General features: G+C 71.2%; 9 protein-coding genes. 4 read left to right on the forward strand and 5 right to left on the reverse strand.

Annotated features, from left to right (window positions below; genetic code table 11):
• Window positions 1-378 precede the first annotated feature (378 nt).
• Together MTQ12_RS08360 and MTQ12_RS08365 are read left to right on the forward strand one after the other, a co-directional pair.
• A complete protein-coding gene (locus MTQ12_RS08360) occupies window positions 379-3,003 on the forward strand; it encodes an ATP-dependent Clp protease ATP-binding subunit (RefSeq protein WP_247618252.1) in 2,625 nt (874 codons plus the stop codon).
• A gap of 759 nt (window positions 3,004-3,762) precedes the next feature.
• The gene (locus MTQ12_RS08365; protein WP_247618360.1) at window positions 3,763-4,278 is read left to right on the forward strand and encodes an amino-acid N-acetyltransferase; all 516 of its coding nucleotides are present in this window, start codon (window positions 3,763-3,765) and stop codon (window positions 4,276-4,278) included.
• A gap of 49 nt (window positions 4,279-4,327) precedes the next feature.
• On the opposite strand, the gene MTQ12_RS08370 is transcribed toward MTQ12_RS08365, so the two are convergent.
• The gene (locus MTQ12_RS08370; RefSeq protein ID WP_348983860.1) at window positions 4,328-5,278 is read right to left on the reverse strand and encodes an A/G-specific adenine glycosylase; all 951 of its coding nucleotides are present in this window, start codon (window positions 5,276-5,278) and stop codon (window positions 4,328-4,330) included.
• 478 nt (window positions 5,279-5,756) lie between these two features.
• Between MTQ12_RS08370 and MTQ12_RS08375 the strand changes: the two genes are divergently transcribed.
• Window positions 5,757-6,422 carry a hypothetical protein gene (locus MTQ12_RS08375; RefSeq protein ID WP_247618253.1) on the forward strand — a complete coding sequence of 222 codons (666 nt, stop codon included), beginning with the start codon at window positions 5,757-5,759 and terminating at the stop codon, window positions 6,420-6,422.
• An 18-nt stretch (window positions 6,423-6,440) separates the two neighbouring features.
• On the opposite strand, the gene disA is transcribed toward MTQ12_RS08375, so the two are convergent.
• The 4 genes from disA to MTQ12_RS08395 form a co-directional block, all read right to left on the reverse strand.
• Window positions 6,441-7,553, reverse strand: coding sequence for a DNA integrity scanning diadenylate cyclase DisA (disA, locus tag MTQ12_RS08380; RefSeq protein WP_348983861.1), 1,113 nt, complete (start codon window positions 7,551-7,553; stop codon window positions 6,441-6,443).
• Window positions 7,554-7,933: 380 nt separating this feature from the next.
• Entirely contained in the window at window positions 7,934-9,340 is a 1,407-nt protein-coding gene (gene radA / locus MTQ12_RS08385; protein WP_247618254.1) for a DNA repair protein RadA, read from the reverse strand.
• Between the two features lie 433 nt (window positions 9,341-9,773).
• On the reverse strand, window positions 9,774-11,336 hold the full coding sequence (locus MTQ12_RS08390; protein WP_247618255.1) for an aldehyde dehydrogenase family protein: 1,563 nt from the start codon (window positions 11,334-11,336) through the stop codon (window positions 9,774-9,776).
• Between the two features lie 169 nt (window positions 11,337-11,505).
• Window positions 11,506-12,678: an FAD-binding oxidoreductase gene (locus tag MTQ12_RS08395; RefSeq protein ID WP_247618256.1), complete on the reverse strand. Its 1,173-nt coding sequence runs from the start codon at window positions 12,676-12,678 to the stop codon at window positions 11,506-11,508.
• Window positions 12,679-12,996: 318 nt separating this feature from the next.
• Between MTQ12_RS08395 and MTQ12_RS08400 the strand changes: the two genes are divergently transcribed.
• On the forward strand, window positions 12,997-13,920 hold the full coding sequence (locus tag MTQ12_RS08400; RefSeq protein WP_247618257.1) for a LysR family transcriptional regulator: 924 nt from the start codon (window positions 12,997-12,999) through the stop codon (window positions 13,918-13,920).
• Window positions 13,921-13,979 lie beyond the last annotated feature (59 nt).

Below are 13,979 nucleotides of genomic sequence, written 5' to 3' on the forward strand. Positions count from 1 at the left end.
CGCCACCGCGGACGGTTCATCGAACGGGTCGGTCCTCCTCGCGAGGGCCGGCCCGTTCGTCGCCCCTCCCTGCGCAGTGCCTAGTCGAACTGCGGAGTATCCGAAACGGAGCGCGCAATTGCGCGTCGATCCTCGGATACCCCGCAGTACGGCGGGTTGCGGTCTGTGCCCAAGCCGGCCCGCGCCTCGGGAACGGCGGATCCCCCACGCCCACTCCGCGCTCATCCCGCGATCACCCCGCGCGGTCATGCGGATTCCCGCCGCCGCACCCGGCGATTACGCCGTGAGCCGAATCCCTTTCGGCTGACCGCGAAACCGCAATAAATCGCCGCGAGCGGTGGTTAGAGTCGAAGGAATCAACAGACCGAGGAGGGGCAAATGTTCGAACGGTTCACAGATCGTGCCCGTCGCGTAGTGGTCTTGGCGCAGGAAGAGGCCAAGCTGCTCAAACACAACTACATCGGCACCGAGCACATCCTGCTCGGCCTCATCCACGAGGGCGAGGGCGTCGCCGCCAAGGCGCTCGAAGGCATGGGCATCTCGCTCGACCAGGTCCGTGAACAGGTCACCGAGATCATCGGCCAGGGACAGCAGGCCCCGAGCGGCCACATCCCGTTCACCCCGCGTGCCAAGAAGGTGCTCGAGCTCAGCCTCCGCGAGGCGCTCCAGCTCGGCCACACCTACATCGGCACCGAGCACATCCTCCTCGGCCTCATCCGCGAGGGCGAGGGCGTCGCCGCCCAGGTGCTCGTCAAGCTCGGCGCGGACCTCGGGCGCGTGCGCCAAGAGGTCATCAAGCTGATCTCCGGCTACCAGGGCAAGGAGCCCGTGGCCGCCGGCGGTCGCGAGGAGGGCACGCCCTCGGGCTCGCTCGTCCTCGACCAGTTCGGTCGCAACCTCACCGCCGCCGCCCGCGAGGGCAAGCTCGACCCGGTCATCGGCCGCAAGGAGCAGATGCAGCGGGTCATGCAGGTGCTGTCGCGCCGGACCAAGAACAACCCGGTGCTCATCGGCGAGCCCGGCGTCGGCAAGACCGCCGTCGTCGAAGGCCTCGCCGCCGCGATCGTCAACGACGAGGTGCCGGAGACGCTCAAGGACAAGCAGCTCTACACGCTCGACCTGGGCTCGCTCGTCGCCGGATCCCGCTACCGCGGTGACTTCGAGGAGCGCCTGAAGAAGGTCCTCAAGGAGATCCGCACCCGCGGCGACATCATCCTGTTCATCGATGAGATCCACACCCTCGTGGGTGCCGGCGCGGCCGAGGGCGCGATCGACGCCGCCTCGATCCTCAAGCCGATGCTCGCCCGCGGTGAGCTCCAGACGATCGGTGCGACCACCCTCGACGAGTACCGGAAGAACATCGAGAAGGACGCCGCGCTCGAGCGCCGGTTCCAGCCGATCCAGGTCCCGGAGCCCTCGCTGTCGGACGCGATCAAGATCCTCGAGGGTCTGCGCGACCGCTACGAGTCGCACCACAAGGTGACGATCACCGACGGTGCGCTCGCCGCAGCCGTCAACCTCTCCGACCGCTACGTCAACGACCGGTTCCTGCCGGACAAGGCGATCGATCTCATCGACGAGGCCGGCGCGAAGCTGCGGATCTCGCGGCTGTCGACCCCGCCGGAGATCAAGGAGCTCGAGGAGCAGATCGTCGAGGCCCGCCACCGCAAGGAGGCGGCGATCGACGCGCAGGACTTCGAGCTCGCCGCCAACGAGCGCGATGCGGAGATGAAGCTCCAGACCAAGCACGACGAGGCGGAGAAGGAATGGCGCTCCGGTGCCAAGAACGGCTCCGCGATCGTCGACGAGGAGCTCATCGCCGACGTGCTCGCCTCGGCGACCGGGATCCCGATCTTCAAGCTCACCGAGGAGGAGTCCGCGCGGCTGCTCCGCATGGAGGACGAGCTGCACAAGCGGATCATCGGCCAGCAGGACGCCATCAAGTCGGTGTCCCGGGCGATTCGCCGTACCCGCGCCGGCCTCAAGGACCCCAAGCGGCCTTCGGGCTCGTTCATCTTCGCCGGGCCCACGGGCGTCGGCAAGACCGAGCTCGCCAAGGCGCTCGCGGAGTTCCTGTTCGGCGACGAGTCCTCGCTGATCTCGCTCGACATGAGCGAGTTCTCGGAGAAGCACACGGTGTCGCGGCTGTTCGGCTCGCCTCCCGGCTACGTGGGCTACGAGGAGGGCGGGCAGCTCACCGAGAAGGTGCGGCGCAAGCCGTTCTCCGTGGTCCTGTTCGACGAGGTCGAGAAGGCGCACGCGGACATCTTCAACTCGTTGCTCCAGATCCTCGAGGACGGGCGTCTGACGGATTCGCAGGGTCGTGAGGTGGACTTCAAGAACACCATCATCATCATGACCACGAACCTCGGCACGCGCGACATCGCCAAGGGTCAGCAGCTGGGCTTCCAGATCGAGGGGGACACCTCCACCTCGTACGAGCGGATGAAGCAGCGCGTCAACGACGAGCTCAAGCAGCACTTCCGGCCGGAGTTCCTCAACCGCGTGGACGACACCATCGTGTTCCCGCAGCTGAGCAAGCCGGAGATCGTGCGGATCGTCGACCTGTTCCTCGCCCGCCTGGACGAGCGCCTGGCGGACAAGGGCATGAAGGTCGAGGTCACCCAGGAGGCCAAGAACCTGCTGGCCGAACGCGGCTACGATCCGGTGCTCGGTGCGCGCCCGCTGCGCCGCACCATCCAGTCGGAGATCGAGGACCAGCTCTCGGAGCGGATCCTGTTCGACGAGCTGCACTCGGGCCAGACGGTGTTCGTCGATGTCGAGGGCGAGGGCGCGGACGCCAAGTTCACGTTCGACGGCCGCGACACCGAGCGGGTGCCGGTGACCGTGGGCGCGGACGAGTCCGAGGACGCGAGCGGGGCCATCCCGGAGGCCGGTGTCGCGAACGCGGCGGCCACCTCGCACGCGGACCCGGATGCGGATGACTCCTCCGAGGGTCCCGCCGGAGGGGCCGCGGCCGGAGGCGCCGAGCGCACCCTCTGAGCCGGCCCACTGAGGTCCGTCGGCTGAGTCCGGCCGATTGAGTCTGGTCGGTTGAGTCTGGTCGGTTGAGCTCGGCCCGCTGAGCTCGGCCCGCTGAGTCCGGTCGGCTCGCGGTTCATACAGCAGAATCCTGCGGTTCCTGAGAACGGAACCGCAGGATTCTGCTGTGTCAGGACGGCGTTGGGGCGTCGGTGCTGCGTATCGGGTGGGTCTACTGAGTGCCGGGTACGGCGTCGGTGCTGTGTCGAGGGCGATTCGGTGGGTGCTGCAACGGGTGGTGCGTCCGCGCTGTGTTTGGTGCGCGCGGGTGGGCACGGCAGCGGGTGCGGCCGATCCATCGCCGACCAACTGCGGAGTATCCCGAACGGAGCGCGCAATTGAGCGTTGATCATCGGATACCGCGCAGTCGGCGGTGCCGGCACGGCAGCGACGCCCCGGGGTCGGCGTGCCGTCGTTGCTCGCCGGCCCGGGGTCAGGCCCCGTGACCTTGCGCTATTTGGCGGATCCGCTCTCAGGAACCTTGGGAAATTGCAGTCTCGGGTGTTGAATGGAGGAATGCCTGCCGACCCCGCGACGCCACCGATCTCCGGTCCCGAGCGGACCACCGTGTCCGAGGCGACCACGGCACCCCAGGCGACCACGGCACCCCAGGCGACCACCGCCACCGAGGCGACCACCGCGCATGAGCGGGCCTCCGCCTCCCAGGTGACCACCGTCGGTTCCGACCCCGGGACGCCGCAGCTGCCCGAGGCCCGGGAGCTGCCGAGCGGACTGTTCATCCGCCGCGTGCGCACCCCGGACGTCAAGGCGATCCGCGGGCTGGTCGAGCCGCTCGCCGAGGCGCGGATCCTCGTCGCGAAGGACCCGGTGAACTACTTCGAGTCGCTCCAGGAGTTCCGCCTCGTCGTCGACCGCTCCGGGCCGCACGAGGTCGTCGTCGGCTGCGCGGCCCTCCACGTGCTGTGGGACGACCTCGCCGAGGCGCGCACCGTCGCCACCCACCCCGACTACCGGGGGCGCGGCATCGGCCGCTCGCTCATGGAGCAGATCCTCGCCGACGCCCGGGACATCGGGGTCTCCCGCGTGTTCTGCCTGACCTTCGAGACCCGCTTCTTCCAGTCGCTCGGCTTCGAGGAGATCTCCGGCACCCCCGTGTCGCCCGAGGTCTACGTCGAGCTCCTCCACTCCCACGACGAGGGCACCGCCGAGTTCCTCGACCTCGCCCGCGTCAAGCCGAACACCCTGGGCAACTCACGGATGCTCAAGCACCTCTGACCCGTACGCGCCTGCCCGCACCCGCCTGCCCACGCGCCTGCCCGCACTGCTACTGCGGGAGGTGGAGGACGCCGCCGGACTCCGCGGCCAGCCCGTCGGCGACGAGCGCGCGCACCAGCCGGTCCACCCGCTCGGAGTCCCCGAGCTCCCGCACGCGCAGCACCGCCGCCTCGACCCGGTCGGGCAGCGCGGCGAGCGCCTCGGCGTCGAGGTCCGCAGTGCCCGCGGTGAGGAGCGCCCGCGCCACGCCGCTCACCTGGCCCGCCCCGGCCGGTGCAGTTTCACTCGCGGCTGCTGCATCAGATCCCGCCGCCTCGTTCGCGCCGGCTGCGGCGACCGCCTCGGCCGGCGCGCCTGAACCGTAAGCGCCTGGCGGCCCGGCGGCGCGGAGCACGGCCATGATCGCCCCGCGCAGCTGCCGGTCCGTGCCGTGCCAGGCCTGGGTCGTGGGCTTCCGCCCGGCGTCCGCCGGCCGCCCGGCGGCGAACCACCGGCACTCGGCCTGCAACGGGCACTCTTCGCACGCGGGGTTCCGCGAGGTGCACACGAGCGCCCCGAACTCCATGAGCCCGGCGTTCCACTCGACGTGCTCCTCAGTCGGCACAAGGGCCGCGGCCCAGTCGCGCTCGGCCCGGGTGGGTGCGGGAGTCGGGTGCGAGCGGCCGGCGAACACCCGGCCGAGCACCCGCCGGATGTTGACGTCGAGCACGGTTGCAGGCTGTCGGTGCGCGAACGCGGTGACCGCCGCGGCGGTGTAGTCGCCGACCCCGGGCAGTGCACGCAGCGCCGCCTCACCCACCGGAACCGCGTTGTCGTGGTCGTCGGCGATCGCCCGCGCGGTGTCGCGCAGCCGCAGGGCGCGCCGCGGGTAGCCGAGCGAGTCCCAGGCGAGGAGCACCTCGGCGGGGGAGGCGTCCGCGAGGTCCGCCGGGGTGGGCCAGCGCCGCATCCACTCCGTCCAGCGCGGCGCGACCCGGACCATCGGTGTCTGCTGGGACATCACCTCGCTCACGAGGATGCCCCATGCCGAGGTGCCCTCCGCCCGCCACGGCAGGTCGCGGGCGTGCGCGGCGAACCAGTCGACGACAGTGCGCCGGACCCGTGCGAGCTGGGATTCGTGCGGGATCCGGAGTGTCTGGGCGGTGTTCGCGGCCCGGCGTTCTACTCTCGAGATGATGTCTCCTTCGACCCGTGGTCCTGGTTCCGAACCCCCGCGCTCATCCGGCTCCTCCGGCGCCCGGCGCCGCGGGGGTCAGTCCGCTGCCGGCGGATCGCGCCGCGGCGCCGGGAAGGCGAGCGGCACCGGCCGGAGCAGCGGCTCGGCAGGCGGGCGCTCCGCCTCAGCGCAGTCTAGTGGCCGCACGTCCACCGGCCCCCGCTCGTCCGGCGCCGGACCGGCCGCGAACCGGGCCCGAGGTGCGCGCACCTCGGCGACCGGAGGCGGCTCGGGCAGCGGGCGCGGAGGCGGTGGACAGGGCATGGATGCCGTGTACCGTCGCCGCCGGATGACCGTGGCCGTGCTCGGTCTGATCATCCTCGCCGTCATCGTCGGTGCGACCATCGTCATCGTCCAGGCGCTGCGGTCCCCGTCCGAGGATCCCGCCCCCGTCGCGGAGCCAAGGGAGACCGCGGAGCCCACCGCGCCCATGCCCACCGGCGACGACGCGAGCGGAGCCTGCCCGACGGAGGCGGTGACCGTGGGGGCGGCGACCAATGAGAAGTCCTACGACCCCGGGGCGAGCGCCACCCTCGAGCTCATCGTCACGAACACCCACGACGCCGCTTGCCGGATCGCGGTCGGCACGAGCGAGCAGACCTTCACCGTCCGCAAGGACGGGGAGACGGTGTGGAGCTCGGAGTATTGCGCGGACCCCGAGGCCGACGGCGACGCCGCCGAGGCCGAGGTCGTGTTCGCCGCCGGGGCGGAGAAGCGCGCGGCGCTCAAGTGGACCGTGGAGCCCGTGGACAAGAACTGCAACCGCATGGCCGAGGGCTTCGAGGGCGGGAAGTACGAGCTCGTGACCTCGCTGGGGGAGACGGAGAGCGAACCCGTCGAGTTCGAGATCACCGCCCCGGAGCCCACCGAGGAGCCGTCCGAGGAATCCGCCGAGGAGGAACCCGCCGAGGAGGACACCGGCGAGTGACCGGAGCCGCGCCGGGTCTCAGCTCTCGGTCGCCTCTTCCACGATCCGGTTGAGGCCCTCGCGCACGATCCGCGCCCGGTGCTCGCCCACGCCCTCGACCGATTTGAGCTCGGTGACGTCGGCGGCGAGGAGCTCGGTGAAGCGACCGAAGTGCTCGGCCAGCCGCTCGACGACGAGCGAGGGGACGCGTCGCATCGAGGACAGCACCCGGTAGCCGAGCGGGTAGACGTGGCGGTCGAGCGATTCGCTCGCCGCCGAGGAGCCGATCGAGCGGGCGACGACGTCGATGTCGACGAGCTCGCTGCCGGACAGGCGGGAGAGGTTGCGCATGACGTCGTCGATCTCCCCGTGCTCGGGGATCGCATCGATGTAGTCGCGCAGCAGGTTGAACTGGACGTTGCCGAACGAACCCATGAGCTCCTCGTGCTGGAGCGTGACGAGTCGGCCGTCCTGCCCGAGCTCGAGGATGTAGGTGGAGATCTCCGCGGAGATCCGGCGCACCATCTCCTGGCGCTGGAGGACGACGAGGACGTCGGCGAGCGTGGCGCGGTCGACGACCTCGAGGTAGGTCAGCGTGCCGGTGACCTCGTCGAGCCGCGCCTTGTAGCGCTCGAGCGTGTCGAGGGCCTGGTTGGCGTGGGACAGGATCCGGTCGGACACCTGGAGGACGTGCCGGGAGTTGTGGACGTAGATCTGCACGATCTGCATCGACTGGCTCACCGAGATCACCGGGAACCCGGTCTGCTTGGCCACGCGCTCGGCGGTGCGGTGGCGGGTCCCGGACTCGGTCGTGTCGATCGCCGGGTCGGGGAGCAGCTGGACGCCGGCGGAGTGGATGCGCGAGGCGCCGCGGTCGAGGACGATCGCCCCGTCCATCTTCGCGAGCTCGCGCAGCCGGGTGGCGGAGAACTCGATGTCGATGGGGAAGCCGCCGGTGGAGATCGACTCCACGGTGCGCGAGCTGCCGAGCACGATGAGCGCACCGGTGCGCCCGCGCAGGATCCGCTCGAGGCCGTCGCGGAGCTCCGTCCCGGGGGCGGCCGCGGCGAGGGTGGAGAGGAGCAGATCGCCGCTCGCCCGGTCCTCCTCCGACTGGGGGTCGAGGATGTGCGGATTGGAATGGGTGCGCACCGGCAAGGCCTTTCGGAGCAAGGGGGAGGACCCCACAAGCCTATCGATGAAGGGTGCTGAGCGGCCGGCGTCGCAGGTAACGAATGGGGTTCGGAACTGTATCGATACCGACAACCCGGCTTGCGGCGAGCTCGACGTCTGCGGCTGCACGCGAGCGACCGCCCCGCCGAAGCCGAAACAGAGGCCGAGGCCGGGTCTGGTGTTGACGCTGATGCCGGGTCTGGTGTCGGTTCCGGTGCTGACGTTGGAGCTGATGCCGGTGCTGGGACTCGTGCGCTTGCCCGCGCCATCTTCGTCTGCGCCACCAGGACCTGCGCCGCGCGTGCCACTACACCTGTGCCTCGTCACCTGCGTCTTGCGCCCACTTACACCGCGCCCACCTACACCGGTGCCTCCTGTCCCGGTGCGCGGCTGCCCTTCCACACCGGCCGGGTCTCCTCGGCGCCGGTGAGCACGACGTCGATCGCATCGATGACGGTCTCACACTCCTTGACCCGCATCCCCGCCGGGACTGCGACGTTCTCCAGCGCCCCGCGCGCCACGACGGCGTTCGTCACCCCGAGCCGGGCGGCCTCGGCCAGCCGGAGTCCGACGTTCGGGACGTTGCGGATCTCCCCGGACAGGCTGATCTCACCGATCGCCACGAGTCGCGAGTACAGCGGGCGGTCGACGGCGGCGGATACGAGCGCCAGGCACACCGCGAGGTCCGCGGCCGGTTCGCTCACCCGCACCCCTCCGACGGTCGCGACGAACACGTCGTGCTTGCCGAGCTTGGTGTACTTCGAGGTCACCGCGATGTTCATCGCCACCCGGTTGCCGTCGACACCGCTCACGGTGCGCCGCGGATTGCCCGCCGCGGACTCCTCGACGAGCGCCTGCACCTCGACGACCATCGGCCGGCGGCCCTCCTGGCTCACCGCCAGGCACGTGCCCGGCGCACGCGTGTTCGACCGCGACAGGAACAGCCCGGAGGGATCGGCGAGGCTCTCGATCCCGGTCTCCGTCATGTCGAAGCAGCCGACCTCGTCCGCGGGGCCGAACCGGTTCTTCGTGGTCCGCAGCAGGCGCAGCCGCGAATGCCGGTCGCCCTCGAAGGAGCACACGACGTCGACGAGGTGCTCGAGCAGGCGGGGCCCGGCGACCGTGCCCTCCTTGGTGATGTGGCCGACGAGGATCGTCGGGATGCCGTGGTCCTTGGCCGCGCGGATGACCCCGGCGGCGACCTCGCGCACCTGGGTGACACCGCCGGGCACGCCCTCGACATCGCTCGAGGCGAGAGTCTGCACCGAGTCGATGACGAGGAGGTCGGGCTTCTCCGAATCGATCATCCCGAGCACGACGCCGAGGTCGGTCTCCGCGGCGAGGAGGAGCGAGTCCTCGAGTGCGCCGATCCGCTCCGCGCGCAGCCGCACCTGCCCGGCGGACTCCTCGCCGGACACGTAGAGCGCCCGCGCCGAGGCGCGCGCCGCCCGGGCGGCCACGTCGAGCAGCAGGGTCGACTTGCCGACCCCGGGCTCGCCGGCGAGCAGGATCACCGCGCCGGGCACGAGGCCGCCGCCGAGCACCCGGTCGAACTCGCCGACCCCGGTGGGCCGGGCACGGGCCAAGGTGCCGTCGACCCCGGTGATGGGGGCGGCGCGACGGCCGGCCGGGGCGGCCTTCGCCTTCGTGCGCACGGACGTGGCGGCCGGGCCGGTCTCCTCGAGGGTGCCCCAGGCCTGGCACTGGGGGCAGCGGCCGAGCCACTTGGGGTTCGAATGACCGCATTCGGTGCAGGTGTATGCCATGGCCCTCAGTCTGGCACGCACCCCGGACACGGCACTTCGGCTCGGGCCCGGCGACCACCTTGCAGCGACCCGCCTCGGGCTAGGCGACCACCTCGGACCCGGCGATCCGCCTCGGGGACGGGGGCCAACGAACTCGGTGGTCCACCTCGGACTCGACAGCGCACCCGGACACGACGATGCCGCCGCTCCCGGACGGAGCGGCGGCATCGGTGGGCCGCAGAACGCAGCGGCGTCAGGTGTTCCGGAGTCGGTTCAGTGCGCTTACCGGCGAGTATCCGCACTGGTGTGACTCGGGAATCGTGGAACCGCACTGGAATGACCCGGTAACCGGGGAACCGCACTGGAGTGCCCAGGAAGCCCCGCCTACCCGGGAACAGGGAGCCCGCCTGCCCGGGAACGGGGCAACCGCGCCCGCCTGCCCGGAAACCCCGGCTCAGAGGAACTCGACGCCCTGGGCCAGCGGCAGCTCACCGGAGTAGTTGACGGTGTTCGTCGCCTGGCGCATGTAGGCCTGCCAGGAGTCGGTGCCGGACTCGCGCCCGCCGCCGGTCTCCTTGTTGCCGCCGAACGCCCCGCCGATCTCCGCACCCGAGGTGCCGATGTTGACGTTCGCGATCCCCGTGTCCGAGCGGGCGATGAACCGCTCCGCCTCGGACAGGTCGGAGGTGAACACCGCCGAGGACAGCCCCTGCGGCACCGCGTTGTTGAGTTCGATCGCGGCGTCGAAGTCGGTGTACTCCATGACGTAGAGGATCGGCGCGAAGGTCTCGTCCTCGACGATCTCCGTCTGACCCGGCATCCGCACGACGGCGGGCTCGACGTAGTAGGCGTCGGCCGCGGCATCGGCGAGCACGCGGGTGCCGCCGCACAGCACCTCGCCGCCCTGCGCCTGTGCGGCTTCGAGCGAGGCCTGCATCTTCTCGTAGGACGCCTGGTTGACGAGCGGTCCGACGAGCACGCCCTCGGCGGTCGGGGAGCCGATGCTCAGCGTGCCGTAGGCGGCGACGATCTTGTCGACGAGCTCGCCGGCGATGTCGGAGTGGACGATGAGGCGGCGCAGCGTCGTGCAGCGCTGCCCGGCGGTGCCGGCTGCGGCGAACACGACGCCGCGCAGCGCCAGATCGATGTCCGCGCTCGGGGTGACGATCGCGGCGTTGTTGCCGCCGAGCTCGAGCAGCGAGCGGCCGAACCGCTGCGCCACCCGCGGGCCGACCTCGCGGCCCATCCGCACCGAGCCGGTCGCCGACAGGAGCTCGACGCGCGGGTCATCGACGAGCGCCTCGCCGATCGCGCGCTCGCCGACGAGCAGCCCGTTGAGGCCGGCCGGGCCGCCCTTCTCCTCGATCGCGCGGGTCAGCAGCGCGTTCGCCCCGACCGCCGACAGCGTGGACACCTCCGAGGGCTTCCACACCACGGAGTCGCCGCAGATCAGGGCGAGCGCGGTGTTCCACGAGTAGACGGCGACGGGGAAGTTGAAGGCGGAGATGATGCCGACCACGCCGAGCGGGTGCCAGGTCTCCATGAGCCGGTGGCCGGGCCGCTCGCTCGGCAGGGTCTTGCCGAACAGCTGCCGGGACTGGCCGATGGCGAGCTCGCAGATGTCGATCATCTCCTGCACCTCGCCCGCGGCCTCGGAGGGGGTCTTCCCGGCCTCGAGGGTGACGAGCTTGGCGAGGTCCTCCTTGTGCTCGGTGAGGAGCTGGCCCCAGCGCTGCACGACCATGCCGCGCACCGGGGCGGGCACGTCGCGCCAGGCGAGGAACGCCTCGTGCGCCTTCCCGATCGTGTCTGTCGCGGACTCCGCGGTGTCCGCGGCCATCTGCCCGAGCACCTGGCCGGTGATCGGGGAGCGGAGCGTGATCGTGGACGACGCCTCGGCGCCGCCGGCGAGCAGCGCGTCGAGGTCGGCGCCGCACGCGAACAGGCCGCTGCGGGCGAGGTCGATGATCGCGTCCTCGGTGGGGAGGGCGGTCGTCGTGGAGTCGGGAGCGGTCATGGTGTGTCCTCTCTGGAGCGGTGTGCTCACGGTCGTGGAGCGGTCTGCTGTCATCGTGTCATGGCTCACAGGGAGCCGGTTCGGGGTGCGGGATCACCGGCGCCGAGGTGCCCTGCCGGTGGGGCCGGGCCGGCGCCGAGGTGCCCCGCGGCTCGGCCGACCCGGGCGCTCAGACGATGTTGAGCTCGACACGGAGCTCATCGGTGCTGAAGCGGCCGACGCCCATCGGGCTGACGTCGACGAAGGGCTGTCGGCCCAGGTAGAGGTCGCGCATGACCTCGCCGACGGCCGGGCCCTGGAGGAAGCCGTGGCCGGAGAACCCGCAGGCGTAGAGGAAGCCGCTGACCTCCTCGGCCGAGCCGATGAGTGCGTTGTGGTCCGGGGTGCACTCGTAGAGGCCGGCCCAGCCGCTGCGCACGCACACGTCCTCGAGCGCGGGGGCGCGGCGGCTGATGAGCCCGGACAGGTGCTCCGCCCACTCGGGGTCGCGGTGCATGTCGAACTCGCGCACGTCAGCGACCTCGGGCGCGCCCATGAGCAGTCCGTCGCCCTCGGAGTGGAAGTAGAACGAGGTGGAGAAGTCGATGGTGAACGGCAGCGACCGGGCGTCGAAGTCGACCGGCTCGGTGACCATGATCTGGCGACGCAGCGGCGTCACCGGCAGCTCGACGCCGGCCATCGCCCCGAGTGCCTGCGACCACACGCCGGCGGCGCACACCACGGTGTCCGTGGCGATCGGCCCGCGGCTCGTCTCCACCCCGGTGACCGCGCCGTTCTCCACGACGATGCCGGTGACCTCGGTGTGCTTGCACACGGTGACCCCGCGGCGGCGGGCGGCGCGGGCGAACCCGGCGACGGCCGCCTCGGGCGTGCAGTGGGCGTCCTCCGGGTTGAAGGCCCCGGCGACCAGGCCGGTGGTGCTGATGATCGGGGACAGGGCGGCCGCCTCGGCGACGGAGACCATCCGCGAGGCCTGGCCGAGCGACTGCTGGAGCGCGACATTGCGCTCGAAGGCGGCCGCGTCCTCGTCGTTGTCGAGGAGGAACAGGTAGCCGCTCGTGACGAGGTCGATGTCGTGGTCGAAGTCCGTGGCGAACCGGCGGAACGTCTCGAGGCTGCGCGCCCCGAGGGCGATGTTGACCTCGTCGGAGAACTGCGAGCGGAGCCCGCCGGCCGCCTTCGAGGTCGAGCCGCTGCCGAGCTCGTCGCGTTCGACGAGGACGACGTCCTCGACTCCGGCCTCGGCGAGGTAGTGCGCTGTGGCCGCGCCCATGATGCCGCCGCCGATGACGACGACGGAGGCATGGGACGGGGCCACCTGGGGTGTCGATCCCGTGGTCATCGGTCCTCCCGCTGTGAAGGGAACTGTGCGCGGCGACCGGGTGCGGTCGTGCGCTGCTCGGATCCCGTGCGGTGACGGAGATCCGTGGTGCACAGCGATCCATGCCACCCGGAGCCGTCTCCTGTGACGGAGATCACTGTTCCTTCATCGTGCGGTCTCGGCGAGGTTCAGACAAGCGATAGGACGTCAACGGTGCTATCAGTGATACTGAATCACGCATAGGATTGATGCAGGGTCGGCTGGTGGGCGGTGGCCGGTGCGAGGCGCCGACGCTTGATGGATAGGGTGCCGCCCCTGGGGTGGTCAGGAGGAGCGGGGATGGCGCAGAGCACGATGCAGGGTTCGATGAACTGGACTCTCGGCCAGCTGCGGACCTTCGTCGCGGTGGCCGACCACGGCACGATGACCGCCGCCGCCCGGGTGCTCGGCTACACGCCCGGGGCGGTGAGTCAGCACATGAGCGCCCTGCGGCGGGTCGTGGGCACCGACCTCGTCGTGCAGTCCGGCCGCGGGCTCGCGCTCACCGAGACCGGGCAGCTGCTGCTCGGCCGGGCGCGCGCCGTGCTCGCCGCCGAGGAGCAGGCGGCCCAGGCGGTGCGCGGACGGGTGGAGGGCAGTCTCCACGGGGTGACGCTCGGGGTGTTCGGCTCCGCCTCGGTCGTGGCCTTCGGCCCGGCGGCCGCCAAGCTCTCCGGCTCCGGCATCAGCCTGCAGGCGCGCGAGGTCGACGTCGAGGTCATGCAGTCGGCCGTGCTCGAGGGCCGGATCGACGTGGGCATCGGGATCGACTACCCGTCCTCGCCGCTCGCCCCGCAGCGTGGTCTCCTCATGCACACCATGCGCTCCGAGCGGTTCGGCGTCGTGGCCGCCGCCCACCTCCCCGACCCCACCGTGGAGGAGCTCGCCGCCGCGTCCTGGATCCTGCCGCGCAACGAGTCGACCTTCGGCCGCGCGATGCGCTTCGCGTGTGCGGAGCTCGGCTTCGCGCCGCGCGAATCCCACATCGTCGTCGACTCCGCGGTGGCGCTCGCGATGGTCGGCAGCGGCATGGGCTACACGCTCGCGACCCCGGTGATGATGTCGCTCGCGCCGAGCACCGCGCGCCTGGTCCCGGGGATCGCCGCCGGCGGCCGGCGGATCGTCATCATGGTGCACGAGCGGATGGCCGAGCAGCCGGCGATCGCCCACGTCGTCGACGTGCTCGGCGAGGTCTTCACCGAGCTCAGCCTCGCCGCCGACTGACCCGCGGCGCCCACCCGGCCCGAGGTGAGGGCAGGTTGGGCCTGGGTCGAGTGCGGCCT

It is taken from the genome of Brevibacterium sp. R8603A2 (genome assembly GCF_023072605.1).
GTDB classification, from domain to species: domain Bacteria; phylum Actinomycetota; class Actinomycetes; order Actinomycetales; family Brevibacteriaceae; genus Brevibacterium; species Brevibacterium pityocampae.